This window comes from Pseudomonas sp. efr-133-TYG-5 (assembly GCF_030209175.1).
Classification (GTDB): Bacteria; Pseudomonadota; Gammaproteobacteria; order Pseudomonadales; family Pseudomonadaceae; genus Aquipseudomonas.
This window is the reverse complement of sequence record NZ_JARVSM010000004.1, coordinates 764862-787276: the sequence shown is the minus strand read 5'-3', so window position 1 is coordinate 787276 and position 22415 is coordinate 764862. Positions and strand designations below refer to the sequence as shown.

Below are 22415 nucleotides of genomic sequence, written 5' to 3'. Positions count from 1 at the left end.
CGATGTCGCTGCCCGCTCTGCTCGATCAACGCCTGCGCCTGCCCGTGGTGGCAGCGCCGATGTTTCTGATTTCCAACCCGCAACTGGTGCTCGCCTGCTGCCGTAATGGCGTGGTCGGCAGCTTCCCGGCGCTGAACCAGCGCGAAAGCAGCGGCTTCAAGGCCTGGCTGGAAGAGATCGAGGCCGGCCTGGCGGCACTGGAAAACCCTGCGCCGTACGCGGTGAACCTGATCGTGCACAACAGCAACCCGCGCCTGCAGGCCGATCTGGCGATCTGCGTCGAGCACAAGGTGCCGATCGTCATCACCAGCCTCGGCGCGGTGAAGGAACTGGTCGATGCCGTGCACAGCTACGGTGGTCTGGTATTTCACGACGTCACCACCCGCCGACACGCCGAGAAGGCCGCCGAGGCCGGTGTCGATGGCTTGATCGCCGTCGCGGCCGGCGCCGGCGGGCATGCCGGGACCTGGAGCCCGTTCGCGCTGATCGCCGAGATCCGTCAATTCTTCGATAAAACCCTGCTGCTTGCAGGATGTTTGAACCACGGCCATGAGATTCTTGCCGCCCAACTGCTCGGTGCGGATCTGGCCTACTTCGGCACGCGATTTATCGGCACCAGCGAAAGTCATGCGCCTGACGCCTACAAGCAGATGTTGCTGACTGCGAAAGCGGCCGACATCATTCATACTCCTGCCGTGTCCGGAGTACCGGCCAGTTTCATGCGCCAGAGCCTGCAAGCCGCCGGTTTCGACACGGCTGCGCTGCAAGGCCGGGGCGAAGTCAATTTCGGCGACAAACTGAAGCCGATCAACGACGAAGCCAAGGCCTGGAAAACCGTATGGTCCGCCGGCCAGGGCGTTGGCGATATCGATGATCTGCCGAGTGTCGATCAACTGGTCGCCCGCCTCGATACGGAGTATCGCCAGGCCCTGGTGCGCGCCGCCGAGCTGCCGAAACGCTGGCCGCGCTGAAAAAATCCGGCCAGTTTCACACTGGCCGGCCTTACACTGGCGCACTGCAACACTTTTGCTTTCAACTCAACTCGCGACAAGGATGCCTCGCCCATGAGCGAACCGCGCTACAAGATCGTTTTCGACGGAGCTCTACAGCCCGGTGTCGATATCACCACAGCCAAACTCAACCTGGCTGAACTGTTCAAAAGCGATGTCGCCGCCATCGAGCGCCTGTTCAACGGCCGCACCGTTGCACTGAAACGCGATCTGTCCCACAGCGATGCACAGACCTATCTGCAAGCCCTCGGCAAAACCGGGATCGATGCGCGAATCGAGACGGAAACCGCCATCGAGCTGAATCTGTCGGACGTTCACGACCACGCTCCCGCAGCCGCAGCTGCAGCCCCGGTCATGGAACCCAGCTCACCCTACGCGCCACCCCGGGCGCACGTCGGCGAGACCCAGGCCGAGTTTTCCATCCTCAAGCCATTCGGCGTCGAAGGCCGGATCGGCCGCCTGCGCTTCCTGGCGTGGTCGATGGTATTGAGCCTGGTGACCATGCCGATCATTGGCGTGTTTGCCCTGATCGGCCTCGGCCTGGTCAGCGCCGACTCCACCACCGGGCTGATCATCGGCGGCATCTTCGCCTTCTTCCTGTTCCTCGGCTTCATGATCGTCAGCATCATGTTCAGCGTGCAGCGCCTGCACGATATTGGCTGGTCAGGCTGGCTGTGGCTGCTCAACCTGGTGCCGTTCCTCGGCAGTTTCTTCCCGCTGGTGATGATGGTCGTCCCTGGCAGCAACGTCGCCAACCGCTACGGCCCGCCACCGCCGCCCAACAGCACCGCCGTCAAGGTTCTGTGCTCGTTGTGGATCGTGGTGATCGGGCTGTTTTTTGTCGGCGCGATGGTCGGCGGCATCTCGGCCATCCAGCAGGAATATGAAAGCAACCTGGAAAGCAGCTACGAAAGCGGGTCGGTGACCGCCGATGAAGTCGACGTCGAGACCGAGCCGGCGATTTCGCCGGACGAGGCAGCCGAAGAAGCCCAGCCCCCTGTAGACTCTGCGAAAGAATGAACAGCGCTTCCCGTCGCGACACCTGCGTCGACGACGCGCAGCTGTTGCGATGGAGAATTGCATGACCCGTTACGCTCTGATCACCGGCGCCTCCAGCGGCATCGGCCTGGCCATGGCCGAAGCCCTGGCACGCCGGGGTCGCAGCCTGATTCTGGTGGCCCGCCAGCGTGATCAGCTGGAAAGCATCGCGATCGAACTGACTCAGCGCTTCGGCGTCGAGGTGCTGTTTCGCGCCTGCGACCTCGGCGAACCGTTGCGCCTGTCCGGTTTCCTGCTGGAGCTGGAAGAAGGCGACCGGCAGATCGACCTGCTGGTCAATTGCGCCGGCATTGGCACCTGCGGCCCGTTCCTGGCCCAGGACTGGATGACCGAGCAGGATCTGATCGAAGTCAACATCCTTGCCCTGACGCGCCTGTGCCACGCCATCGGCAACAGCATGGCGCTGCAGGGCGGCGGGCAGATTCTCAACGTGGCCTCCGTCGCGGCCTTCAATCCCGGCCCGTGGATGAGCACTTACTACGCCAGCAAGGCCTATGTACTGCACTTCTCCGAAGCCCTGCGGGTGGAGCTGAAGAAATGTGCGGTAAAGGTCTCGGTGCTCTGCCCTGGCCCGACCCGTACCGCGTTCTTCCGCACCGCCCAAATGGACACCGCCAAGCTCGACACCAGCCGCTTGTTGATGAGCCCCGAGGAAGTGGCGCTGTACACCGTGCGCGCCCTGGACAAAAACCGCGCGATCATTATTCCCGGGCGACTGAATCGCTGGTTCGCCTTTCTGCCACGGTTCGGTTCGCGCTGGCTCAATCGCACCGTCGTGGGCATGGTCAACAAGGCGCATTGCCCGCGCTGAAGCAGTAAAACACTGGGCGGGCTCATCCCCCGTGAGTACACTCAGGCCAGCCCCCACAACGGAGAAAACAGCAGTGGATACTCTGTTCACCAAGATCATCAACCGGGAAATCCCGGCCAACATCATTTACGAGGACGACCAGGTTCTGGCGTTCCACGACATCGCCCCACAGGCACCGGTGCACTTCCTGGTGATCCCGAAGAAACCGGTGCGCACCCTCAACGACCTGACCGAAGATGACAAGGCACTGGCCGGGCACATCCTGTTCACCGCCCAGCGTCTGGCACTGGAACTGGGTTGCGAGGAAGGCTTCCGGGTCGTGATGAACTGCAATGAAAAAGGCGGGCAGACCGTCTACCACATTCATATGCACGTACTCGGGCAACGCCAGATGAACTGGCCGCCGGGCTGATTCACAGCAACCTGTGCAGGAGCCGCCGTCGGCAACTCCTGCATCCAGCGAACAAGCGCCACCCGGCCGCAAATGACCCAGCGCAAACCTTCCCCGGCCGATTCGGTTAAACTGGCCGCCGAGATTCTTCCCGGAGGTCAGCATGACTACCCAACGTCACTACTCGCCGATTGACCGTCTTCTGCTGCAAGCCGATGCCGCGATGCGCACTTTGCTGCCGTTCAGCGGCCAGCCGTACCGTCCGTCGCCGGCCATCGTCCAGCCGGATGTGCAGATGAGCGACGAGGACACCCGCCACGTCGCCGGCCTGATGCGCATCAACCATACCGGCGAAGTGTGTGCCCAGGCGCTGTATCAGGGCCAGGCGCTGACCGCCAAGCTGCCGCAGGTACGCGAGGCCATGGAGCACGCTGCCGAAGAAGAGATCGATCATCTGGTCTGGTGCGAACAACGCATCCATCAACTGGGCAGCCACACCAGTGTGCTCAATCCGCTGTTCTACGGCATGTCATTCGGTATCGGCGCGGTCGCCGGGCTGATCAGCGACAAGGTCAGCCTCGGTTTCGTCGCGGCGACCGAGCACCAGGTGTGCAAACACCTGAACGAACATCTCGAGCAGTTGCCGGCCGCAGACGAGAAGTCCCGGGCGATTCTCGAGCAGATGCGCATCGATGAAGAGCATCACGCGGAAAGTGCGCTGGATGCAGGTGGCTTCCGCTTCCCGGCGCCGGTGAAGTTCGGCATGAGCCTGTTGGCCAAGGTAATGACCAAGAGCACGTATCGAATCTGACCGATTGGGCACCTGACAGGGCGCCGTCGCTGGCAAGCCTGCTTCCTCAGACCCTGCGTTCTGGCAATAAAAAAGGCGACTACCGTGAGGTAGTCGCCTTTTTTGTGCCTGGATGTCTTAGCTCGGCATGTTGCGAGCGTAGAAGATTTCCAGCATTTCATGTTTCACACGCTCGGTCACCTGAGCACGCTGCTCAGCGGACAGATTGCTGGTGGCGTCGCCGAACAGGTAGTTATCCAGCTCGAAGTTCTTCAGCAGCATTTTGGTGTGGAACAGGTTTTCCTGGTACACGTTCACGTCGGTCATCTGGTACGCGTCGCGGGTGTCTTCGGAGAGGTAGTTCTGGATCGAGTTGATCTCGTGGTCGATAAAGTGCTTGTTGCCTTCAACGTCACGGGTGAAGCCGCGCACACGGTAATCCACGGTCACGATGTCCGAATCGAACTGGTGAATGAGGAAGTTGAGCGCTTTGAGCGGTGAAATGACCCCACAGGTCGACACGTCGATGTCCACACGGAACGTGGCAATACCGGCATCCGGATGGATTTCCGGATAGGTGTGCACCGTGATGTGGCTCTTGTCGAGGTGGGCCAGGATGATTTCGGGCAACGGGCCCGGGGACTCTTCGATCTGGCTGTCGGTCGGAGTGACCGGTTCTTCCGAGATCAGAATCGTGACGCTGGCACCCTGAGGCTCATAGTTCTGACTGGCAATGTTCAGAATGTTGGCACCAATGATTTCGACAACTTCCGTGAGGATCTGCGTCAGGCGTTCGGCGTTGTACTCTTGATTGATGTACTCGACGTAGGCCTGCTGGTCTTGCGGGGTTTCCGCGTAGCAGATGTCATAGATGTTGAAGCTCAAGGTCTTTGTCAGGTTATTGAACCCGTGGAGCTTGAGTTTGCTTTTCACCGTTAAAAACTCTCTATGTATGCGGCACAGCCGCGTGATCAAGCATGCCCGTCAAGTGCGAACAACGCACCTGCGTAGGACGGTTAACACCTCTTCGCGATGGCGATTTTGGTTATCTGTTCAGGCGGATGACCCGTCGGCTGACCGATCACTGCCCTGAAAAAAGTGGCGCATTATGCAGACGTCAGCGGGGGATCGCCAGAGTCTGCACTGCTTTTATGATAGTTGAATGTCGCTTCAACCGAGTTCGACGATTTCGTAGTCGTGGGTGATCGCGACACCGGCCGCGCCGAGCATGATCGAGGCCGAGCAATACTTTTCCGCGGAGAGTTCGATGGCGCGCTTGACCTGGGCTTCTTTCAGGCCGCGCCCCTTGACCACGAAATGCATGTGGATCTTGGTGAACACCTTCGGATCTTCGCTCGCGCGCTCGGCTTCGAGGAAGGCTTCGCAGCTCTCCACGGCCTGGCGGGACTTCTTCAGAATGCTGACCACGTCGAAATTGCTGCAACCGCCAACGCCGAGCAGGAGCATTTCCATCGGGCGAACCCCCAGGTTGCGACCACCCGCGTCCGGCGGACCGTCCATGACCACGACATGACCGCTGCCGGATTCGCCGAGGAACATGGCTTCGCCAGCCCATTGGATGCGTGCCTTCATCGCCAAGACTCCACTGTAGAAAAAAGGGTCGCCAGCTTAGCACAGGGCCCTGCTATGACAGCGAGCGACGTTCCTAGGACGCATGCCTTTGCAGCGTAGGTAATTTCTCGAATCTTCAAGGAAGTGTCTGGTAAGCTGGCGCCAATTCACTGGCGCCTGCCAGTTCCTGTAGCGATCGCCTCAGCGCCTCATAAAAAAATCACCCATTACCGTGCAGTCTTTTCGGGATACAACCATGGTTGGTATTACCCCTACACCCAAAATCAAGAACCTCGACAAACTGCTGATGCATTGCCAGCGTCGTCGCCATGCGGCCAAGAGCAACATCATTTGCGCAGGGGATCGCTCGGACACGCTGTATTTCATCATCAAGGGTTCGGTGACGATCCTGATCGAGGATGACGACGGCCGCGAAATGATCATCGCCTACCTCAACGCCGGCGATTTCTTCGGCGAACTGGGTTTGTTCGAGCAGGCCGGCCAGGAGCAGGAGCGCAGCGCCTGGGTACGGGCCAAGGTCGAGTGCGAGGTCGCCGAGATCAGCTACGCCAAGTTCCGCGAATTGTCACAGCAGGATCCAGACATTCTTTACGTCCTTAGCGGACAAATCGCACAACGGCTGCGCAACACCACGCGCAAGGTCGGCGATCTGGCGTTCTTCGACGTCACCGGCCGTGTCGCCCGTTGCCTGCTGGATCTGTGCAAGCAGCCGGACGCCATGACGCACCCGGACGGCATGCAGATCAAGGTGACCCGTCAGGAAATCGGCCGGATTGTCGGTTGTTCGCGGGAGATGGTCGGTCGCGTGCTCAAGGATCTCGAGGAACGCAACCTGGTCGATGTGAAAGGCAAGACCATGGTGGTCTTCGGTACGCGCTGAGCCCGTAGACTCAGGCGCTGTAGACCTGCGCCAGCATCAGACGAAACAACTCATCAAGACGCGCCAATGCCGTTGGCGCGACGAACTTCTCATGCAGGGCGATGTGGCTTTCGGCCCGCACTCGCTGCTCCAGACCGCAAGCCTCGTTGAAGCGATTGACCGCTGCAACCATCGACTCGCGCTCGTTATCCATCAGCATCGCCCCGTGCACCAGCCCCACCGGACGCTGACCGCCCTGGCTCTGGCGCCAGCGCTGAGCGGTACCGACCAGCTTGCGGCCGTCGAGATTGACGTTGAAGCGACCGTCGCAGAACGCACCGTCGATTTCGCCCAACGACGACGTGCCACCCAATTCATCGAGCAACTCACAGATCGGATCGCACAGGCGCCGATAGCCGGTTTCAATGCGATTCAGATCACCCTCGCTGCGGGGTGGGGCGTAGACCAATGCGATGTTGATCGTTGAGGCGGATTGCGGGACCGGTTCACCACCGGTTTCGCGCAGCAAGACTGGCCAACCGGCGGCGGCGGAGACTTCGCAGGCATGCTCGAAGTCGGGCAGGCGATTGAGACGGCGCGGCATGACCAGGGCACGGTCGCTGGGCTGCCAGAACAGCAGGCCGAATTCGGCGTCGCCCGCGCAAACCGACGCGAGCAGATCCTGTTCGGCTTGCAGGCCGGCTTCGATGGTGAGGGAGACTGGCAGCGACATGACGAACTCCGGCAGACCTGGAATCTGTAGGGAACTGACTGGCCTCTTCGCGGGCGGGCCCGCTCCCACAGGGGACGCGGGCGCCCGCAAAGACTCGATCAGTCGAGGGTCGAACCACTGACCGGCACGCCACGCTCCGGGAAGAACAGACGCTGCAGCTCAATGCCCGGGCTCTCGGCGCGCATGAAGGCTTCGCCGACCAGGAACGCGTAGACGTCGCTGATCTCCATCAACTCGACATCGGCGCGGTTGAGGATGCCGCTCTCGGTGATCACCAGGCGATCGCGAGGAATGCGTGGCAGCAGGTCAAGGGTGGTTTCCAGACTGACGTCGAAGGTGTGCAGGTTGCGATTGTTGACCCCGACCAGCGGCGTGTCGAGGGTCTTCAACGCGCGCTCCAGTTCGTCGCCGTCATGGACTTCCACTAGCACGTCGAGGCCGACATCCTTGGCCACCGAAGCCAGTTCGGCCATTCTCACGTCGTCCAGCGCCGAGACGATCAACAGCACGCAGTCGGCACCCAGCGCGCGGGCTTCGACGATCTGGTACGGATCGATCATGAAGTCCTTGCGGATCACCGGCAGCTGGCACGCGGCACGCGCCTGTTGCAGGTAGATGTCGGCGCCCTGGAAGTAATCGATGTCGGTCAGTACCGACAGACAGGTCGCCCCGCCCTTCTCGTAGCTCTTGGCGATGTCGGCAGGCACGAAGTCCTCGCGGATCACGCCTTTGCTTGGCGAAGCCTTCTTGATTTCGGCGATCACCGCCGGTTGCTTCTTTTTCGCCTGCGCCAGCAATGCCTGGGCAAAGCCACGGGGTGCATCGGCCGCCTTGGCCAGACTTTCCAGCTCGCTCAGGCTGACCCGGGCACTGCGCTCGGCGACTTCCTGAACCTTGCGCGCCAGAATGTTTTCCAGAACCGTCGGTACACTCATCCCTCATTCTCCACTTTGAATACCGCGGTAAAGGCACCCAACTCCTCGAGTTTTTCCCGAGCAAGGCCGGTATGCAGGGCGTCGTGCGCAAGCGCCACGCCTTCTTTGAGACTGCTCGCCAGGTCAGCGGCGTACAACGCCGCACCGGCATTGAGCACGATCATTTCGGCGGCTTTCTGGCCGTTCTCGGTCTTGCGCTTGCCCAGCGCGTCGCGGATCAGCGCCAGCGATGCTTCCGGACCTTCGACCGACAGACCGTGCAGGCTCTGGCTCTTCATGCCGAGATCTTCCGGCTCGACCCAGTATTCAGTGATTTGGTCGTCTTTGAGTTCGGCGACAAAGGTCGGCGCGGCGAGGCTGAATTCGTCCAGGCCGTCCTTCGAGTGCACCACCAGAACGTGCTTGCTACCCAGGCGCTGCAAGACTTCGGCCAATGGCCGGCACAGCGCGGGAGTGAACACACCCACTACCTGATGTTTCACACCGGCCGGATTCGTAAGCGGGCCAAGCATGTTGAACAGGGTCCGCAGGCCGAGATCGCGACGCGGCCCAGCGGCGTATTTCATGGCTTTGTGGTGGGTCTGGGCAAACATGAAGCCGATGCCGACGTTGTCGATGCAACGGGCGACCTGGACCGGCGTCAGGTTCAGGTAGATACCGGCCGCCTCGAGCAGGTCGGCGCTGCCGCTCTTGCCCGAAACCGCGCGGTTGCCGTGCTTGGCCACGGTGCAACCGGCCGCGGCGACGACAAACGAAGACGCAGTCGAGACGTTGAAGATGTTCGCGCCATCACCGCCGGTGCCGACCACATCGACCACGCGATCGAGGGTCCGCAGTTCGACTTTGTCCGCCAGCTCGCGCATCACCGATACGGCGCCGACGATTTCGTCGATGCTCTCGCTCTTCATGCGCATGGCCATCATGAACGCGCCGATCTGCGCGTCGGTGCATTGGCCGGTCATGATTTCGCGCATCACATCGCGCATTTCATCGGTGCTGAGGTCGAGGTGATCGACGATACGGCTCAGGGCTGTCTTGATGTTCATGCAAAGTCCTTAGCGCGTGCCGCCGGTTTGTTTGAGGAAGTTGGCAAACAGTTCATGGCCCTGCTCGGTGAGGATCGACTCAGGGTGAAACTGCACGCCCTCGATGTTCAGGGTCTTGTGCCGCAGGCCCATGATCTCGTCGACCGAGCCGTCGTCGTGCTGGGTCCAGGCGGTCAGCTCCAGGCAGTCGGGCAGGGTCTCGTGCTTGACGATCAGCGAATGATAGCGGGTAACGGTGAGCGGATGGTTGAGGCCGGCGAACACGCCCTTGTCCTCGTGGAATACCGGGCTAGTCTTACCGTGCATCACCTGCCGGGCGCGGATCACGTCACCACCGAATGCCTGGCCGATGGACTGATGGCCGAGGCAGACGCCGAGGATCGGCAGCTTGCCGGCGAAGTGCTTGATGGCGTCGATGGAAATACCGGCTTCGGTCGGTGTGCACGGGCCTGGGGAAACCACAATGCGCTCCGGGTTGAGCGCTTCGATTTCGCCGATGGTCAGCTCGTCGTTGCGCACGACCTTGACGTCGGCACCCAGTTCGCCGAGGTATTGCACGACGTTGTAGGTAAAGGAGTCGTAGTTGTCGATCATCAGCAACATGGCGTTTCGAACCTCTTGAATTCTGACTGGGAGACAGCCTTCAGATGACTTGCCCGCAGGGCGCTGCACGATGTCGAGCGCACGGGTGGCGACGGCAAAGCGGCATTTCAGACAGGCAAGGAAGGCAAAGCGATACAGATCCGGCCGGGCCGGCAGAGAAAATTCAGGCGCGCCAACGCCAACGGGCGTGTGCCTTGATGACTTGATCCAGAAGTTTGCTGACGATCAACACGGGGAAGGTCTCGTTCATACGTTCCGGCACAGTAACTTAGCTGGGCGGGGCGTGCAATATGGCCGGGCTTGCCCGGGGGTAAAACTCAGCAGACGAACAAAAGATGCACGGGGAAAGCGACCGATGGCAAAAGGCCGGAAGTTTTTGGTACTGTCGTTTCGTTCACCTACAACAATAAATAAACGGACTTGCTCATGATCAAACAGACGTTGTTTGTACCGCTCGCCGGATGCCTGCTCGCGATGGCGTGCGCCCAGGCCTACGCAGCACCCAATCCCTATTCGAATTTCGTCGTCTTCGGCGACAGCCTCAGCGACGCCGGGACCTTCACCGACAGCGGCGGACCGGCCGGCTCGGGCAAGCGCTTCACCAACCGCACCGGTCCGAACTACCAGGATGGCAGCGGCGAGTTCTACTCACTGAACGCGACCCAGTTGCTCGGCGGACGCCTCGGTTTCACAGCGGACCAGACCGCTTCCGCCGCCTCGGCGGTTCGCGCCAGCGAAGGCCTGCCAGACGGCAATAACTGGGCCGTGGGCGGCTACCGCACCGACCAGATTCTCGACTCGATCACCGGCACGTCCGCCACCGGCGAACGCACCCGCGCCGGTTATCTGCCATCGAACGGTTTGCGTGCCGATCCAAACGCCCTGTACTACTTGACCGGGGGCGGCAACGACTTCCTGCAGGGGCGCGTCACCAGCCTCGCGCAGGCCAACGCCGCCGCCGACCGCCTGGTCGACAGCGTGCAGACCCTGCAAGGCACGGGCGCGCGCTACATCATGGTCTGGCTGCTGCCGGACATCGGTCTGACCCCGGCCATCAACGGCTCGCCATTGCAGGCCTTCACCTCGCAGCTCAGTGCGCAGTTCAACAGCGAACTGGTCAGCCAGCTGCAAGGCGTCAATGCCAACGTCATCCCGCTGAACATTCCGGTGCTGCTCAACGAGGCGTTCGCCAACCCGGCGCAGTTCGGCCTGGCCACCGATCAGAATCTGATCGCCACCTGCTTCAGCGGTAACGGTTGCACGGAAAACGCGCGCTACGGCATCAACAGCGCCACCCCGGATCCGACCAAGCTGATCTACAACGACTCCGTGCACCCGACCGAAGCCGGCCAGCGCCTGATCGCCGACTACGCCTACTCGCTGCTGGCGGCGCCCTGGGAGCTGACCCTGCTACCGGAAATGGCCCAGGGCACGTTGCGCGCGCATCAGGACGAACTGCGCAGCCAGTGGCTGGCCGACTGGCAGAACTGGCAAGGCATCGGCCAGTGGCGCGCCATTGTCGCCGGCGGCGGCCAGCACCAGGATTTCGATGACCAGCGCAGCGCGGCGAGCGCCGACGGTAACGGCTATAACCTCAACATCGGCGGCAGCTATCGCCTCGATGAAGCCTGGCGCATCGGCCTGGCGGCAGGCCTCTACCAGCAGAAACTCGAAGCCGGCGACGCCGACTCCGAGTACAAGCTCAACGCATACATGGGCACGGCATTCGCCCAGTACCAGCAGAATCGCTGGTGGGGTGACCTGGCGCTGACCGCCGGTAAACTCGACTACGACAGCCTCAAGCGCAAATTCCAGCTGGGCGTGAATGAGCGCGGGGAAAAAGGCGACACCGACGGCTACGTGCTGGCCATCAGCGGTCGCGTCGGCTACGACATCGCGCCGCAAGCGAGCAGCCCGTGGCACCTGTCGCCCTTCGTCAGCGCCGATTTCGGCAAGACCGAAGTCGACGGCTACTCGGAAAACGGCGCCGACTCCACCGCGCTGACCTTCGACGACCAGTCGCGCAACTCGCGGCGCCTGGGCGTGGGTATCCAGGGCAAGTACCAGATCACCGCGCAGACCGAAGTGTTCGGCGAGTTCGCCCACGAGCGTGAGTACAACGACGACAGGCAAGACCTGACCATCAACCTCAACAGCCTGCCGAACAACCGCTTCACCCTCGAAGGCTACGAGCCGCAGACCAACCTCAACCGTCTGAACCTGGGCGTGAGCCACAAGCTGACTCAGGACCTGGCCCTGCGCGCCAGCTACAACGTGCGCAAGGATGACGACTTTACCCAGCAAGGGGTCAACCTCGGGGTCAGTCTCGACTTCTGATCTGCAGCCATGAAAAAACGCGGCGCCCTCACGGGCGCCGCGTTTTTTTATGCCTGAACATACAGCCCATGTGGGAGCGAGCCTGCTTGCGAAGCGGTGTATCAGCCAACCTCTACAGCGACTGGTACGCCCACTTCGCGAGCAAGCTCGCTCCCACAGGGGACAATGTGAATCAGGCGTCCGGGGTTTGCTCGGCCAGGGCCACGGCGCGGAACATTGCCCGGCGCTTGTTGATGGTTTCTTCCCATTCCAGCGCCGGCACCGAGTCGGCGACGATGCCACCACCGGCCTGCACGTGCAGTTCGCCGTTCTTGATCACCGCGGTACGAATCGCAATCGCGGTGTCCATGTTGCCGTTCCAGGCGAAGTAACCGACCGCGCCGCCGTACACGCCACGCTTGACCGGCTCCAGCTCGTCGATGATTTCCATCGCACGGATCTTCGGCGCGCCAGACAAAGTACCCGCCGGCAGGATCGCCCGTAGCGCGTCCATCGCCGTCAACCCGGCCTTCAACTGCCCGGTCACGTTGGAGACGATGTGCATCACGTTGGAATAGCGTTCGATGACCATTTTCTCGGTGAGCTTCACCGAGCCGATTTCCGAGACGCGGCCCGTGTCGTTGCGCCCCAGATCGATCAGCATCAAGTGCTCGGCGATCTCCTTGTCATCCGACAGCAGGTCTTCTTCCAGCGCCAGATCCGCCTCTTCGGTGGCGCCGCGCGGACGCGTACCGGCAATCGGGCGCACGGTGATCAGGTTGTCTTCGACCCGCACCAGCACTTCCGGCGAACTGCCGACGACGTGGAAGTCGCCGAAGTTGAAGAAATACATGTACGGCGTCGGGTTGAAGCAACGCAGGGCGCGGTACAGGTCGATCGGTGCGGCCTTGAAGTCGATCGACATGCGCTGCGAAGGCACGACCTGCATGCAGTCACCGGCAAGGATGTACTCCTTGATGGTATCGACGGCTTTTTCATAGTCGGCCTGGGTGAAACTGGAGCGGAACAGCGGCTCAGCGGCTTGCTGCTTGCTGAAGTCCAGGCCTCGGCGCGGGGTGATCGGCTGGCGCAGTTTCTCCAGCAGCGCCTGCAACTGCGCCTGGCCCTGCTCGTAGGCATCGGCCTGCGCCGGGTCGGCGAGGACAATCGCATGCATCTTGCCGGCGAGGTTGTCGAACACCACCACCGCGTCGGACACCATCAGCAGGATGTCCGGCACGCCCAGCGGATCCGGGTTCGGGCATTGGCCCAGGCGTTTCTCGACGTAGCGCACGCAGTCGTAACCGAAGTAACCGACCAGGCCACCGTTGAAACGCGGCAGACCGGCGATGGTCGGCACGTTGTAGCGGGCCTTGAAGGTTTCGACGAAGGCCAGCGGGTCTTCGACGTCATGGCTTTCGGTCTCGACGCCGTCGACGGTCACGCTGACGTGATGGTCGTGAACCCGCAGCACGGTGCGGCACGGCAGGCCGATGATCGAGTAACGCCCCCATTTCTCGCCGCCCTGCACCGACTCGAGCAGGTAGGAGTTGGGTTGGTCGGCCAGTTTCAGGTAGATCGACAGCGGCGTGTCGAAGTCGGCCAGGGTTTCGCAGGCCAACGGAATGCGGTTGTAGCCGTCAGCGGCCAGGCGCAGGAATTCTTCGCGAATCATGGGATGCCTCGTGGGGTGAGGAGCTGTCAGTCAGGTGTGCAAACGCGCCGGCAGGCCGGCCAGGAACAAGTCAGGCGCGCCAACGCCAGCGGGCCAGGGCCTTGATGACTTTCATCCAGAGTTTGCGGGTGACCACCACGATGGCGTTTCCAGAAGGGGATTGAGCAGCGTCGGCCAACGTTATCCCAGCGGCCGGATCCAGGCAACCGGGAATTAGCTTGCGCAGGTCGTCGATCACCAGCGCCGGCGATTCTTCGGCAATCGGTCGGCCATGGTTGTAGCCGTAGCTCAGCGCGACACATTTGACCCCCGCCGCTTTCGCCGCCAGCACGTCGCTGCGCGAGTCACCGACGAACAGCGATTGCGAGGCCGGGATGCCGGACATTTTCATGACGAAGAACAGCGCCGCCGGATCAGGCTTCTTCTGCGGCAGGGTGTCGCCGCCGATGATCCACTTGAAGTAGCGGCCGATTTTCATCTGGTCCAGCAACGGCGCGACGAAGCGCTCCGGCTTGTTGGTGATCAGCGCCATCGCCACGCCCTGCTTGTGCAGCCACTTCAGGGTGTCGCGCACGCCGGGATAGACCACGGTCAGCTCGTGGCTGGCCCCGTAGGCTTGCATGAAGATTTCCAGCGCATGCTCGGCCTCGGCGTCGTCCACCATCGAGTGATCGATGCCACCGGCCAGCGCGCGGCGCACCAGCACCGGCGCGCCGTTGCCGACCCACTCGCGCACCGACTCGATGCCGGCGGGCTTGCGGCCAAGGGAGAGCAGCATGGTGTCCACAGCCGCCGCCAGGTCGGGAACCGAATCGATCAGCGTGCCATCCAGATCGAACATCACCAACCGCGGCAGTTGCCCCGGGAACAGCTGCTCAAAACCGCTCATGGGCGCGCCAGCGCCAGTTCGGAGCGCATCTTGTCGATGACTTCCTGATAGTTCGGCGCGTTGAAGATCGCCGAGCCAGCGACGAAGGTGTCGGCACCGGCAGCGGCGATTTCGCGGATGTTGTTGACGTTGACCCCACCGTCGATTTCCAGACGGATGTCGCGGCCCGAGGCATCGATGATGGCGCGCGCTTCGCGCAACTTGTCGAGGGTGCCGGGGATGAACTTCTGCCCGCCGAAGCCTGGGTTGACGCTCATCAGCAGGACCATGTCGACCTTGTCGATCACGTACTTGAGCACGTCCAGCGGGGTCGCCGGGTTGAACACCAGGCCGGATTTGCAGCCGCCCTCGCGGATCAGTTGCAGCGAGCGGTCGACGTGCAGCGTGGCTTCCGGGTGGAAAGTGATGTAGGTGGCACCGGCCTCGATGAAGTCGCCGACAATGCGATCCACCGGGCTGACCATCAGGTGCGCGTCGATCGGCGCCGTGATGCCGTACTTGCGCAGCGCGGCGCAGACCATCGGGCCGATGGTCAGGTTCGGCACGTAGTGGTTGTCCATGACATCGAAATGGACGAAGTCGGCACCGGCGGCCAGGACGTTGTCCACTTCCTCGCCGAGGCGGGCGAAGTCGGCGGAGAGAATCGACGGGGCAATTACGAAGGGCTGCATGACGCACCTTTTCTGAGCTAAATCACGATGGCGCGCATTGTATACCTCAAGTTTCGGCGCGCGCACCGGGGCAGCGATGATTGGGTTGTGCCAGGCGCGGTGGCCGACCGCGCCTCAGAAAGCGGCGCGGTAGATCTTCTCGATGTCCGCAGCGCTGAGTTTGCGCGGGTTGTTGCGCATCAGGCGCTCGATCCCCGCGGCTTCCACGGCCATGGCCGGGATCGCCTCCTGCGGTACGCCGAAGCTACGCAGGCCGGCGGGAATTTCCACGGCGGCGCACAGTTCGGTCATGGCCCGCACGGCTTCATCCGCCGCCTGCGTGGCACTCAGATGCGCGGTCTTCACCCCCATGGCTTCGGCGATATCCTGCATGCGCTCGACGCAGGCCATCTTGTTCCAGGTCATGACATACGGCAGCAGCAAGGCGTTACTGACGCCGTGGGCGATGTTGAAACGCCCGCCCAGCGGATACGCCAGCGCATGCACCGCGCCAACCCCGGCATTGCCGAACGCCATGCCGGCCATCAGGCTGGCGGTGGCCATGTCTTCCCGGGCCTGCAGATTGGCACCGTTGGCGTAGGCCTTGGGCAGCGCCCTGGCGATCAGTCTGATGGCGCCGATGGCCAGGGAGTCGGTGATCGGCGAAGCGTTGACCGACAGATAGGATTCGATAGCGTGCACCAGGGCGTCGACACCACTGGCGGCGGTGACGCTGCGCGGGCAGGTCAGGGTCATCTGCGGGCTGACCAGCGCCACGTCCGGCAACAGATAGTCGCTGACGATGCCCTTCTTCAGCTGGGCGACCTTGTCGGACAGAATCGCCACGTTGGTAACTTCCGAACCGGTGCCGGCGGTGGTCGGGATGGCGATCAGCGGCGGGCCTTTGCGCGGCACCTGATCGACACCGAACAGATCTTCCAGCGCGCCGTGATAACCGGCGTACGCCGCCACGCTTTTGGCGATGTCGATGGCACTGCCGCCGCCCAGGCCGATCAGGCCGTCATGCCCGCCCTCGCGGTAGACGCGCATGCAGTCCTCGACGATGGCGATTTCCGGGTCCGGCAGCACCCGGTCGAAAATCTCGTGGTCGCGCCCGCCCAATTGGCACAGCGCCAGCTCCACGGTGCCGGACTTGACCAGTGCGGCGTCGGTGACGATCAGCGGGTTATCGATGTCCAGCCGTGTCAGTTCCGCCGCCAGTTGCTCGATGGCCCCGGCGCCGGTGATCAGTTTGTGAGCGATTTTGAACTGGGACAGACTCATCGTGCGCAGCCTCTTATAGATGTGGGAGCTGAGCACAAGCGTAGTCGGGGAATTGGGGTTGTCTGTCATTCAGCGCGTGAATGACTGCCTGCACACTGATCGTTCCCACGCTCCGCGTGGGAATGCAGCCAGGGACGCTCCACGTTCCATTCGGGAGCTGGAACGCGGAGCCTCCTTAGAGTTATTCCCACGCGGAGCGTGGGAACAATATCGGGCGTGGTTCAGACCTGCGCAGTACGCAGTTTCTCGCTACGCCCACGCAGCCATTCCAGGGTCAGCAACAGGATCACCGAGAACGCGATCAGCAAGGTGGCCGCCGCGGCAATCGTCGGGCTGAGGTTCTCGCGAATGCCGCTGAACATCTGCCGTGGCAACGTCGCCTGCTCGGGGCCGGCGAGGAACAGCGTCACCACCACTTCATCGAAGGATGTCGCGAAGGCAAACAGCGCCCCGGAGATCACCCCCGGCGCAATCAGCGGCAAGGTCACCCGGCGGAACGTGGTCAGCGGCGAGGCACCCAGGCTGGCTGCCGCCCGCACCAGGTTCTGGTTGAACCCCTGCAACGTCGCCGACACGGTGATGATCACGAACGGCACGCCCAGCACCGCATGCACCACGATCAGCGAGAAAAAGCTGTTGCCCAGGCCCAGCGGCGCGAAAAACAGATAACTGGCCACACCGATGATCACCACCGGCACCACCATCGGCGAAATCACCAGCGCCATCACCAGCGCCTTGCCGGGGAAGTCGCCACGGGTCAGGCCAATGGCCGCCAGCGTGCCGAAGATCATCGCCAGCACGGTCGCCGCCGGGGCGACGATGATGCTGTTCTTCAGTGAGCGCATCCATTCCGCCGAGGCGAAGAAGTCCTGGTACCAATGCAGCGAAAAACCTTGCAGCGGATACACCAGAAAACTGCCCGAGTTGAACGACAGCGGCACGATCACCAGCACCGGCAGGATCAGGAACAGCAGGATCAGGCCGCAGAGAATCCGCAAGCTGTAGAACCACACCCGTTCGATGGGCGACATGTAAGGACTCAGCATTTCAAACTCCCCTTAGCTCAGGCGCAGGCGACTGGCGCCCACCAGCCAGCTGTAGATCAGATAGAGCACCACGGTCGCCAGCAACAACAGCCCGCCAAGCGCGGTGGCCATGCCCCAGTTGATGCTGGTGTTGGTGTAGAACGCGACGAAGTAGCTGACCATCTGATCGTTCGGGCTGCCGAGCAGCGCCGGGGTGATGTAGTAGCCAATGGCGAGGATGAACACCAGCAGGCATCCGGCGCCGACACCGGCGTAGGTCTGCGGGAAGTACACCCGCCAGAAACTGGCGAACGGATGGCAGCCCAGCGAAATCGCCGCGCGCATGTAGGTGGGCGAGATGCCTTTCATCACGCTGTAGATCGGCAGGATCATGAACGGCAGCAGGATGTGCACCATCGAGATGTAGACCCCGGTGCGGTTGAACACCAGTTCCAGCGGTTTATCGATGATGCCCATGGCCATCAGCGCGCTGTTGATCAGACCGCCCGATTGCAGGAGCACGATCCACGCCGCCACCCGCACCAGGATCGAGGTCCAGAACGGCAGCAGCACCAGAATCATCAGCAGGTTGCTCTGCCGAGAAGGCAGGTTCGCCAGCAGGTACGCCAGTGGATAGGCCAGCACCAGGCAGATCACGGTAATGATCAGGCCCATCCAGAAGGTCCGCGCGAAGATGTCGAGGTAGATCGCCTGGTCCGGGGTCGCCGGGGCGAGTTCGCCGAGGTCGTCGATGCGGTGATCGACGGCCGCCAGCAGGTAATACGGGGTGATGCTGCTGGTGTTGCGGCGTACCGCTTGCCAGTAGGCCGGGTCGCCCCAGCGTTCATCGATACTTTCCAGGGCTTCTTTGTACGAAGCCGGCTCGGTGGCGAACGGCAGGCCCCGGGCAGTTTTGGTCAACAGGCTGCGATAGCCGGCCAACTCCATGTTCAAGCGCTTGGACAGATCGCCCAGCGTCTGGTTTTTGCGGGCTTCGGCGAGGTCTTCGCTGGCCGCCTTGTACACCGGCTCGGCAGGCAGGCCACGGCCGTCCCAACTGGCGATGGCCGCCACGGTGCGCGGCATGCCGCCGACCACTTCCGGGTTGCCGACGCTTTTGTAGAGCAGCGCCACAATCGGCACCAGGAACACCAGCAACAGAAACAGCACCAGTGGCGCGATCAGCGCCTGGGCCTTCCAGCGGTTGACCCGCTCGGCATGCTTGAGCCGTTGCTTCAAGGTGGGGCTGCTGCCCTCGTTCAGGGGAACGGCGATGGCCATGACGTACTCCGCAAATCTTTGATCGTTACAGAGGCGGCGAACCCCCTCTGTTGTGTTGAAACACAGCTGTCTGTAGGAGCGAGCCTGCTCGCGAAGAGGTCAGCACATTCAACATCTATGCTGGCTGATCTGCCGCTTTCGCGAGCAGGCTCGCTCCCACAGGGGTAGGCAAGCCCACCGTCACCAGGCCTTGCTTACTTCGCTGCCCAGGAGTTGAAGCGCTGCTCCAGTTGCTCGCCGTTGTCAGCCCAGAAGCTGACGTCGATCTGCACCTGGTTGGCGATGTTTTCCGGGGTGGTCGGCATGTCTTTCAGCACGTCCTTGCTCAGCAGCGGAACGGCTTGAGTGTTGGCCGGGCCGTAGGCGATGTTTTCCGAGTAGGTCTTCTGCTGCTGCGGCTGCACCGAGTAGGCGATGAATTTCTTCGCCGCTTCCGCACGTTTGGCGTCCAGGCCTTTCGGAATGGCCCAGGCGTCGAAGTCGTAGATGCCGCCGTTCCACACCACTTTCAGGTTGGACTCTTTCTGCACCGCGGCGATACGACCGTTGTAGGCCGAGCTCATGACCACGTCACCGGAAGCGAGGTATTGCGGCGGCTGGGCGCCCGCCTCCCACCACTGGATGCTTGGCTTGAGTTCATCGAGTTTCTTGAACGCGCGATCCTGACCGTCCTTGCCGGCCAGCACTTTGTAGACGTCCTTCGGCGCCACGCCATCGGCCATCAGCGCGAATTCGAGGGTGTACTTGGCGCCTTTGCGCAGGCCGCGCTTGCCCGGGAATTTCTTCGTGTCCCAGAAATCCGCCCAGCTGGTGGGCGCGGTTTTCAGCTTGTCGGCGTTGTAGGCCAGTACGGTCGACCAGACGAAGAAGCCCACGCCGCATGGCTGGATCGCACCCTTGACGTAGTCTTCGGACTTGCCGAACAGCGCCGGATCGAGCTGTTCGAACATGTCTTCGTCACAGCCACGGGCCAGTTCCGGCGACTCGACTTCGACCAGGTCCCACGACACGCTCTTGGTGTCGACCATGGCTTTGACCTTGGCCATTTCGCCGTTGTACTCACCCGCGACGATCTTGCCGTTACCCGCCGCTTCCCACGGTGCATAGAAGGCTTTGACTTGCGCCGCCTTGTTCGCCCCGCCAAACGACACCACGGTCAAATCCGGGCCAGCGGCCATTGCGCTGGCCGCACCCATCAGGCCCAGGGTCAGGGCGGTGAACTTCAGGGATCTCAACATTTATTGTTCTCTCCACGTGCAGGGTTGGTGTTGGTATTGCGGGGGCGATCAGTTCGCCTCTAACAGCGGGTCGAGTGCACGAACGTGCTCGACCTGCCAGCCAAGCGGAACCACGTCGCCGACCGCGAGCGCTGGATCGAGCTCGGCAATCGGTTGTTTCACGAAGAAGTCGGTCTTGCCGCAGACTTCCAGGCGCACCCGGACGTGGTCGCCCAGATAGATGAATTCCGCCACCCTCCCTGAGAAGCGGTTGACGCATTGATCGCTGGAGCCATTGAGGCTGACGCGCTCCGGGCGGATCGACAGGGTCACCCGCTCGCCGGTCTGGCCGACGTTGACCGCCAGCGCCTCGACCTTCTCGCCACGCCCCAGCTCGACCACGCAGCGCTCGCCGCTCTGGCTGAGCAAACGCCCGTTGAGACGGTTGTTCTCGCCGATGAAGTTGGCGACGAAGGTGTTTTTCGGTTCTTCGTAGAGGGTGCGCGGCGGCGCGATCTGCTGGATTTCGCCCTGGTGGAATACCGCGACACGGTCGGACATGGTCAGGGCTTCGCCCTGGTCGTGGGTCACGTAGACCACGGTCACGCCGAGGCGCTGGTGCAGGTGCTTGATCTCCATCTGCATGTGTTCACGCAATTGCTTGTCGAGTGCGCCCAGCGGCTCGTCCATCAATACCAGTTGCGGTTCGAACACCAGCGCCCGCGCCAGGGCCACACGCTGTTGCTGGCCGCCAGACAGTTGCGCCGGATAGCGCGAAGCGAACGCGTCGAGCTGGACCATGCTGAGGACTTTCTTGACCTTGTCGCTGACGTCGCTCTTGTTCAGGCCACGTACGGTCAGCGGGAAGGCCAGGTTCTCGGCCACGGTCATGTGCGGGAACAGCGCGTAGTTCTGGAACACCATGCCGATGTCGCGCTTATGCGGCGGCACGTTGTTGATGGCGCGACCGGCCAGAAGGATTTCCCCGGCGGTCGGCGTTTCGAAACCGGCGAGCATCATCAGGCTGGTAGTCTTGCCGGAGCCGGACGGCCCGAGCAGGGTCAGGAACTCACCCTTGCGGATATCCAGGTTGAGGTCTTTGACGATCAGGTTCTCGCCGTCGTAGCTCTTCTGCACTCCACGAAAGCTGACCAGCACATCACTGGCCCCTGCGTTTGAATCGACCTGGCTCATACCCACACCTTTGTTATTGGTAACTGCTGTGGATTAAGCCTAGTGGCTGCCGGCAGCCACGCAAATCGGGGCGCAGGAGAGAATCGCCTCAGCCGGATGGAAGGGCGGGGGTAGGGATTGCCCTACAAGGCTGACGCTAATAGATAGAGCAGTGGCGAGTGTTGAGCTGCAAGCTGCAAGAACAGGCAAAAGCGCGTGTCGCTAACAGATATGCCCACCATCCGGATCCAAAGCAGATCCCTTGTGGGAGCGAGCCTGCTCGCGAATGCGGTGGATCATCCAGCTTATTCGGTGACTGTTGCAGCGCTTTCGCGAGCAGGCTCGCTCCCACAGGAAAACAGTGCTGATCAGAGGAGTTTGTTTTCCATCGCGTATTTGACCAGCTCAGCCAGCGAAGTGATGTTGAGCTTCTGCATCAGCCGCGCCTTGTGGGTGCTGATGGTCTTGCTGCTCAGGGCCAATTGCTGGGCGATGTCATTGACGTTGGCGCCCTGGGCCAGGCGTTCGAACACCGAGAACTCGCGTTCGGACAGCAACGAATGCAGCGGCCGGGCATCGGTCAGGCCGACTTCGAAGACCATGCGGTCGGCCAGTTCCGGATCGATGTAGCGCCCGCCCGCCGCGACCTTGCGGATCGCCGTCAGCAGCAGCGCCGGATCGCTGTCCTTGGTCGCATAACCGGCGGCGCCGACTTTCAGCGCCCGGGCCGCCATCTGCGCCTCATCGTGCATCGACAGCACCAGGATCGCCGGCGGATTGTGCAGCGCGCGGATCCGCGGAATCGCCTCCAGGCCATTGACGCCGGGCATCGAGATATCCAGCAGCACCACTTCGCACGGCACGTTGCGCAGGGTTTCGAGCAACTGCTCGCCGTTGCTCGCCTCCCCCACCACTTGCAGATCCTTGGCCAGGCCGATCAATTGCTTGATGCCTTCGCGGACGATGGTGTGGTCTTCGGCTACCAGTACACGGATCACGGTGTTCTCCCTTGTTCTTGTTCATTGGCGAGCAGGCTCGCGGCCCCATTGGATTGCGGGTGGGAGCGAGCCGGCTC

The 22415-nt window shown here is 62.1% G+C and carries 22 protein-coding genes; 7 read left to right on the top strand and 15 right to left on the bottom strand.

Going from position 1 to position 22415, the window contains the following annotated elements; all coding sequences use genetic code 11:
- The first annotated feature begins 2 nt into the window (after positions 1 to 2).
- The 5 genes from QRN70_RS18405 to coq7 all read left to right on the top strand — a co-directional run bounded on the left by QRN70_RS18405 (position 3) and on the right by coq7 (position 4082).
- A complete protein-coding gene (locus QRN70_RS18405; RefSeq protein WP_285419353.1) occupies positions 3 to 971 on the top strand; it encodes an NAD(P)H-dependent flavin oxidoreductase in 969 nt (322 codons plus the stop codon).
- Positions 972 to 1064: 93 nt separating this feature from the next.
- Positions 1065 to 2030: a DUF805 domain-containing protein gene (locus QRN70_RS18400; protein ID WP_285419352.1), complete on the top strand. Its 966-nt coding sequence runs from the start codon at positions 1065 to 1067 to the stop codon at positions 2028 to 2030.
- A gap of 61 nt (positions 2031 to 2091) precedes the next feature.
- Positions 2092 to 2880, top strand: coding sequence for an SDR family NAD(P)-dependent oxidoreductase (locus tag QRN70_RS18395; protein ID WP_285419351.1), 789 nt, complete (start codon positions 2092 to 2094; stop codon positions 2878 to 2880).
- Positions 2881 to 2953: 73 nt separating this feature from the next.
- Entirely contained in the window at positions 2954 to 3292 is a 339-nt protein-coding gene (locus tag QRN70_RS18390) for a histidine triad nucleotide-binding protein (RefSeq protein WP_122594836.1), read from the top strand.
- A 142-nt stretch (positions 3293 to 3434) separates the two neighbouring features.
- Entirely contained in the window at positions 3435 to 4082 is a 648-nt protein-coding gene (gene coq7, locus QRN70_RS18385) for a 2-polyprenyl-3-methyl-6-methoxy-1,4-benzoquinone monooxygenase (RefSeq protein WP_285419350.1), read from the top strand.
- A gap of 117 nt (positions 4083 to 4199) precedes the next feature.
- Here the strand turns inward: coq7 and speD are convergent, their stop codons facing one another.
- Together speD and QRN70_RS18375 are read right to left on the bottom strand one after the other, a co-directional pair.
- Positions 4200 to 4994 (bottom strand): adenosylmethionine decarboxylase, encoded by a 795-nt coding sequence (speD, locus tag QRN70_RS18380; protein ID WP_285419349.1) that lies wholly within the window; start codon positions 4992 to 4994, stop codon positions 4200 to 4202.
- Between the two features lie 237 nt (positions 4995 to 5231).
- Complete coding sequence (locus tag QRN70_RS18375; protein ID WP_285419348.1) at positions 5232 to 5654, bottom strand: OsmC family protein; 423 nt, start codon at positions 5652 to 5654, stop codon at positions 5232 to 5234.
- A gap of 235 nt (positions 5655 to 5889) precedes the next feature.
- Here QRN70_RS18375 and crp point away from each other — a divergent pair, with 235 nt between their 5' ends.
- Positions 5890 to 6534, top strand: coding sequence for a cAMP-activated global transcriptional regulator CRP (gene crp / locus QRN70_RS18370; protein ID WP_285419347.1), 645 nt, complete (start codon positions 5890 to 5892; stop codon positions 6532 to 6534).
- Positions 6535 to 6544: 10 nt separating this feature from the next.
- On the opposite strand, the gene QRN70_RS18365 is transcribed toward crp, so the two are convergent.
- The 4 genes from QRN70_RS18365 to QRN70_RS18350 all read right to left on the bottom strand — a co-directional run bounded on the left by QRN70_RS18365 (position 6545) and on the right by QRN70_RS18350 (position 9830).
- Positions 6545 to 7246 (bottom strand): lipoate--protein ligase family protein, encoded by a 702-nt coding sequence (locus QRN70_RS18365; RefSeq protein WP_285419346.1) that lies wholly within the window; start codon positions 7244 to 7246, stop codon positions 6545 to 6547.
- A gap of 98 nt (positions 7247 to 7344) precedes the next feature.
- On the bottom strand, positions 7345 to 8181 hold the full coding sequence (gene trpC, locus QRN70_RS18360) for an indole-3-glycerol phosphate synthase TrpC (protein ID WP_285419345.1): 837 nt from the start codon (positions 8179 to 8181) through the stop codon (positions 7345 to 7347).
- Complete coding sequence (gene trpD / locus QRN70_RS18355) at positions 8178 to 9227, bottom strand: anthranilate phosphoribosyltransferase (RefSeq protein ID WP_285419344.1); 1050 nt, start codon at positions 9225 to 9227, stop codon at positions 8178 to 8180. Before trpD ends, trpC begins: the two co-directional genes overlap by 4 nt.
- Positions 9228 to 9236: 9 nt before the next feature.
- Complete coding sequence (locus QRN70_RS18350) at positions 9237 to 9830, bottom strand: aminodeoxychorismate/anthranilate synthase component II (protein WP_285419343.1); 594 nt, start codon at positions 9828 to 9830, stop codon at positions 9237 to 9239.
- Between the two features lie 426 nt (positions 9831 to 10256).
- On the opposite strand from QRN70_RS18350, the gene estP reads away from it, so the two are divergent.
- Positions 10257 to 12167 carry an esterase EstP gene (gene estP, locus QRN70_RS18345; RefSeq protein ID WP_285419342.1) on the top strand — a complete coding sequence of 637 codons (1911 nt, stop codon included), beginning with the start codon at positions 10257 to 10259 and terminating at the stop codon, positions 12165 to 12167.
- Between the two features lie 172 nt (positions 12168 to 12339).
- On the opposite strand, the gene trpE is transcribed toward estP, so the two are convergent.
- The 9 genes from trpE to QRN70_RS18300 all read right to left on the bottom strand — a co-directional run bounded on the left by trpE (position 12340) and on the right by QRN70_RS18300 (position 22338).
- The gene (gene trpE / locus QRN70_RS18340) at positions 12340 to 13821 is read right to left on the bottom strand and encodes an anthranilate synthase component I (protein WP_285419341.1); all 1482 of its coding nucleotides are present in this window, start codon (positions 13819 to 13821) and stop codon (positions 12340 to 12342) included.
- Positions 13822 to 13891: 70 nt separating this feature from the next.
- The gene (locus QRN70_RS18335) at positions 13892 to 14710 is read right to left on the bottom strand and encodes a phosphoglycolate phosphatase (protein ID WP_285419340.1); all 819 of its coding nucleotides are present in this window, start codon (positions 14708 to 14710) and stop codon (positions 13892 to 13894) included.
- Positions 14707 to 15381: a ribulose-phosphate 3-epimerase gene (gene rpe / locus QRN70_RS18330; protein WP_003228808.1), complete on the bottom strand. Its 675-nt coding sequence runs from the start codon at positions 15379 to 15381 to the stop codon at positions 14707 to 14709. Before rpe ends, QRN70_RS18335 begins: the two co-directional genes overlap by 4 nt.
- 114 nt (positions 15382 to 15495) lie before the next feature.
- Positions 15496 to 16644, bottom strand: coding sequence for an iron-containing alcohol dehydrogenase (locus tag QRN70_RS18325; protein WP_285419339.1), 1149 nt, complete (start codon positions 16642 to 16644; stop codon positions 15496 to 15498).
- A gap of 221 nt (positions 16645 to 16865) precedes the next feature.
- On the bottom strand, positions 16866 to 17690 hold the full coding sequence (locus QRN70_RS18320) for an ABC transporter permease (RefSeq protein ID WP_285419338.1): 825 nt from the start codon (positions 17688 to 17690) through the stop codon (positions 16866 to 16868).
- 12 nt (positions 17691 to 17702) lie between these two features.
- Positions 17703 to 18950 (bottom strand): ABC transporter permease, encoded by a 1248-nt coding sequence (locus QRN70_RS18315; protein WP_285419337.1) that lies wholly within the window; start codon positions 18948 to 18950, stop codon positions 17703 to 17705.
- 194 nt (positions 18951 to 19144) lie between these two features.
- A complete protein-coding gene (locus QRN70_RS18310) occupies positions 19145 to 20188 on the bottom strand; it encodes an ABC transporter substrate-binding protein (RefSeq protein ID WP_285419336.1) in 1044 nt (347 codons plus the stop codon).
- Positions 20189 to 20236: 48 nt separating this feature from the next.
- A complete protein-coding gene (locus QRN70_RS18305) occupies positions 20237 to 21361 on the bottom strand; it encodes an ABC transporter ATP-binding protein (protein WP_285419335.1) in 1125 nt (374 codons plus the stop codon).
- A 347-nt stretch (positions 21362 to 21708) separates the two neighbouring features.
- Complete coding sequence (locus QRN70_RS18300; protein ID WP_285419334.1) at positions 21709 to 22338, bottom strand: response regulator; 630 nt, start codon at positions 22336 to 22338, stop codon at positions 21709 to 21711.
- Between the last annotated feature and the right edge of the window lie 77 nt (positions 22339 to 22415).

Excerpts from the sequence above, each read along its gene's own strand:
- estP (WP_285419342.1), top strand. The coding sequence starts at position 10,257 with ATGATCAAACAGACGTTGTTTGTACCGCTCGCCGGATGCCTGCTCGCG.
- trpC (WP_285419345.1), bottom strand. The coding sequence starts at position 8,181 with ATGAGTGTACCGACGGTTCTGGAAAACATTCTGGCGCGCAAGGTTCAG.
- QRN70_RS18335 (WP_285419340.1), bottom strand. The coding sequence starts at position 14,710 with ATGAGCGGTTTTGAGCAGCTGTTCCCGGGGCAACTGCCGCGGTTGGTG.
- rpe (WP_003228808.1), bottom strand. The coding sequence starts at position 15,381 with ATGCAGCCCTTCGTAATTGCCCCGTCGATTCTCTCCGCCGACTTCGCC.
- QRN70_RS18400 (WP_285419352.1), top strand. The coding sequence starts at position 1,065 with ATGAGCGAACCGCGCTACAAGATCGTTTTCGACGGAGCTCTACAGCCC.
- trpE (WP_285419341.1), bottom strand. The coding sequence starts at position 13,821 with ATGATTCGCGAAGAATTCCTGCGCCTGGCCGCTGACGGCTACAACCGC.
- QRN70_RS18320 (WP_285419338.1), bottom strand. The coding sequence starts at position 17,690 with ATGCTGAGTCCTTACATGTCGCCCATCGAACGGGTGTGGTTCTACAGC.
- QRN70_RS18375 (WP_285419348.1), bottom strand. The coding sequence starts at position 5,654 with ATGAAGGCACGCATCCAATGGGCTGGCGAAGCCATGTTCCTCGGCGAA.
- QRN70_RS18325 (WP_285419339.1), bottom strand. The coding sequence starts at position 16,644 with ATGAGTCTGTCCCAGTTCAAAATCGCTCACAAACTGATCACCGGCGCC.
- trpD (WP_285419344.1), bottom strand. The coding sequence starts at position 9,227 with ATGAACATCAAGACAGCCCTGAGCCGTATCGTCGATCACCTCGACCTC.
- crp (WP_285419347.1), top strand. The coding sequence starts at position 5,890 with ATGGTTGGTATTACCCCTACACCCAAAATCAAGAACCTCGACAAACTG.
- coq7 (WP_285419350.1), top strand. The coding sequence starts at position 3,435 with ATGACTACCCAACGTCACTACTCGCCGATTGACCGTCTTCTGCTGCAA.
- QRN70_RS18365 (WP_285419346.1), bottom strand. The coding sequence starts at position 7,246 with ATGTCGCTGCCAGTCTCCCTCACCATCGAAGCCGGCCTGCAAGCCGAA.
- QRN70_RS18310 (WP_285419336.1), bottom strand. The coding sequence starts at position 20,188 with ATGTTGAGATCCCTGAAGTTCACCGCCCTGACCCTGGGCCTGATGGGT.
- QRN70_RS18395 (WP_285419351.1), top strand. The coding sequence starts at position 2,092 with ATGACCCGTTACGCTCTGATCACCGGCGCCTCCAGCGGCATCGGCCTG.
- QRN70_RS18315 (WP_285419337.1), bottom strand. The coding sequence starts at position 18,950 with ATGGCCATCGCCGTTCCCCTGAACGAGGGCAGCAGCCCCACCTTGAAG.
- QRN70_RS18350 (WP_285419343.1), bottom strand. The coding sequence starts at position 9,830 with ATGTTGCTGATGATCGACAACTACGACTCCTTTACCTACAACGTCGTG.
- QRN70_RS18405 (WP_285419353.1), top strand. The coding sequence starts at position 3 with ATGTCGCTGCCCGCTCTGCTCGATCAACGCCTGCGCCTGCCCGTGGTG.
- QRN70_RS18305 (WP_285419335.1), bottom strand. The coding sequence starts at position 21,361 with ATGAGCCAGGTCGATTCAAACGCAGGGGCCAGTGATGTGCTGGTCAGC.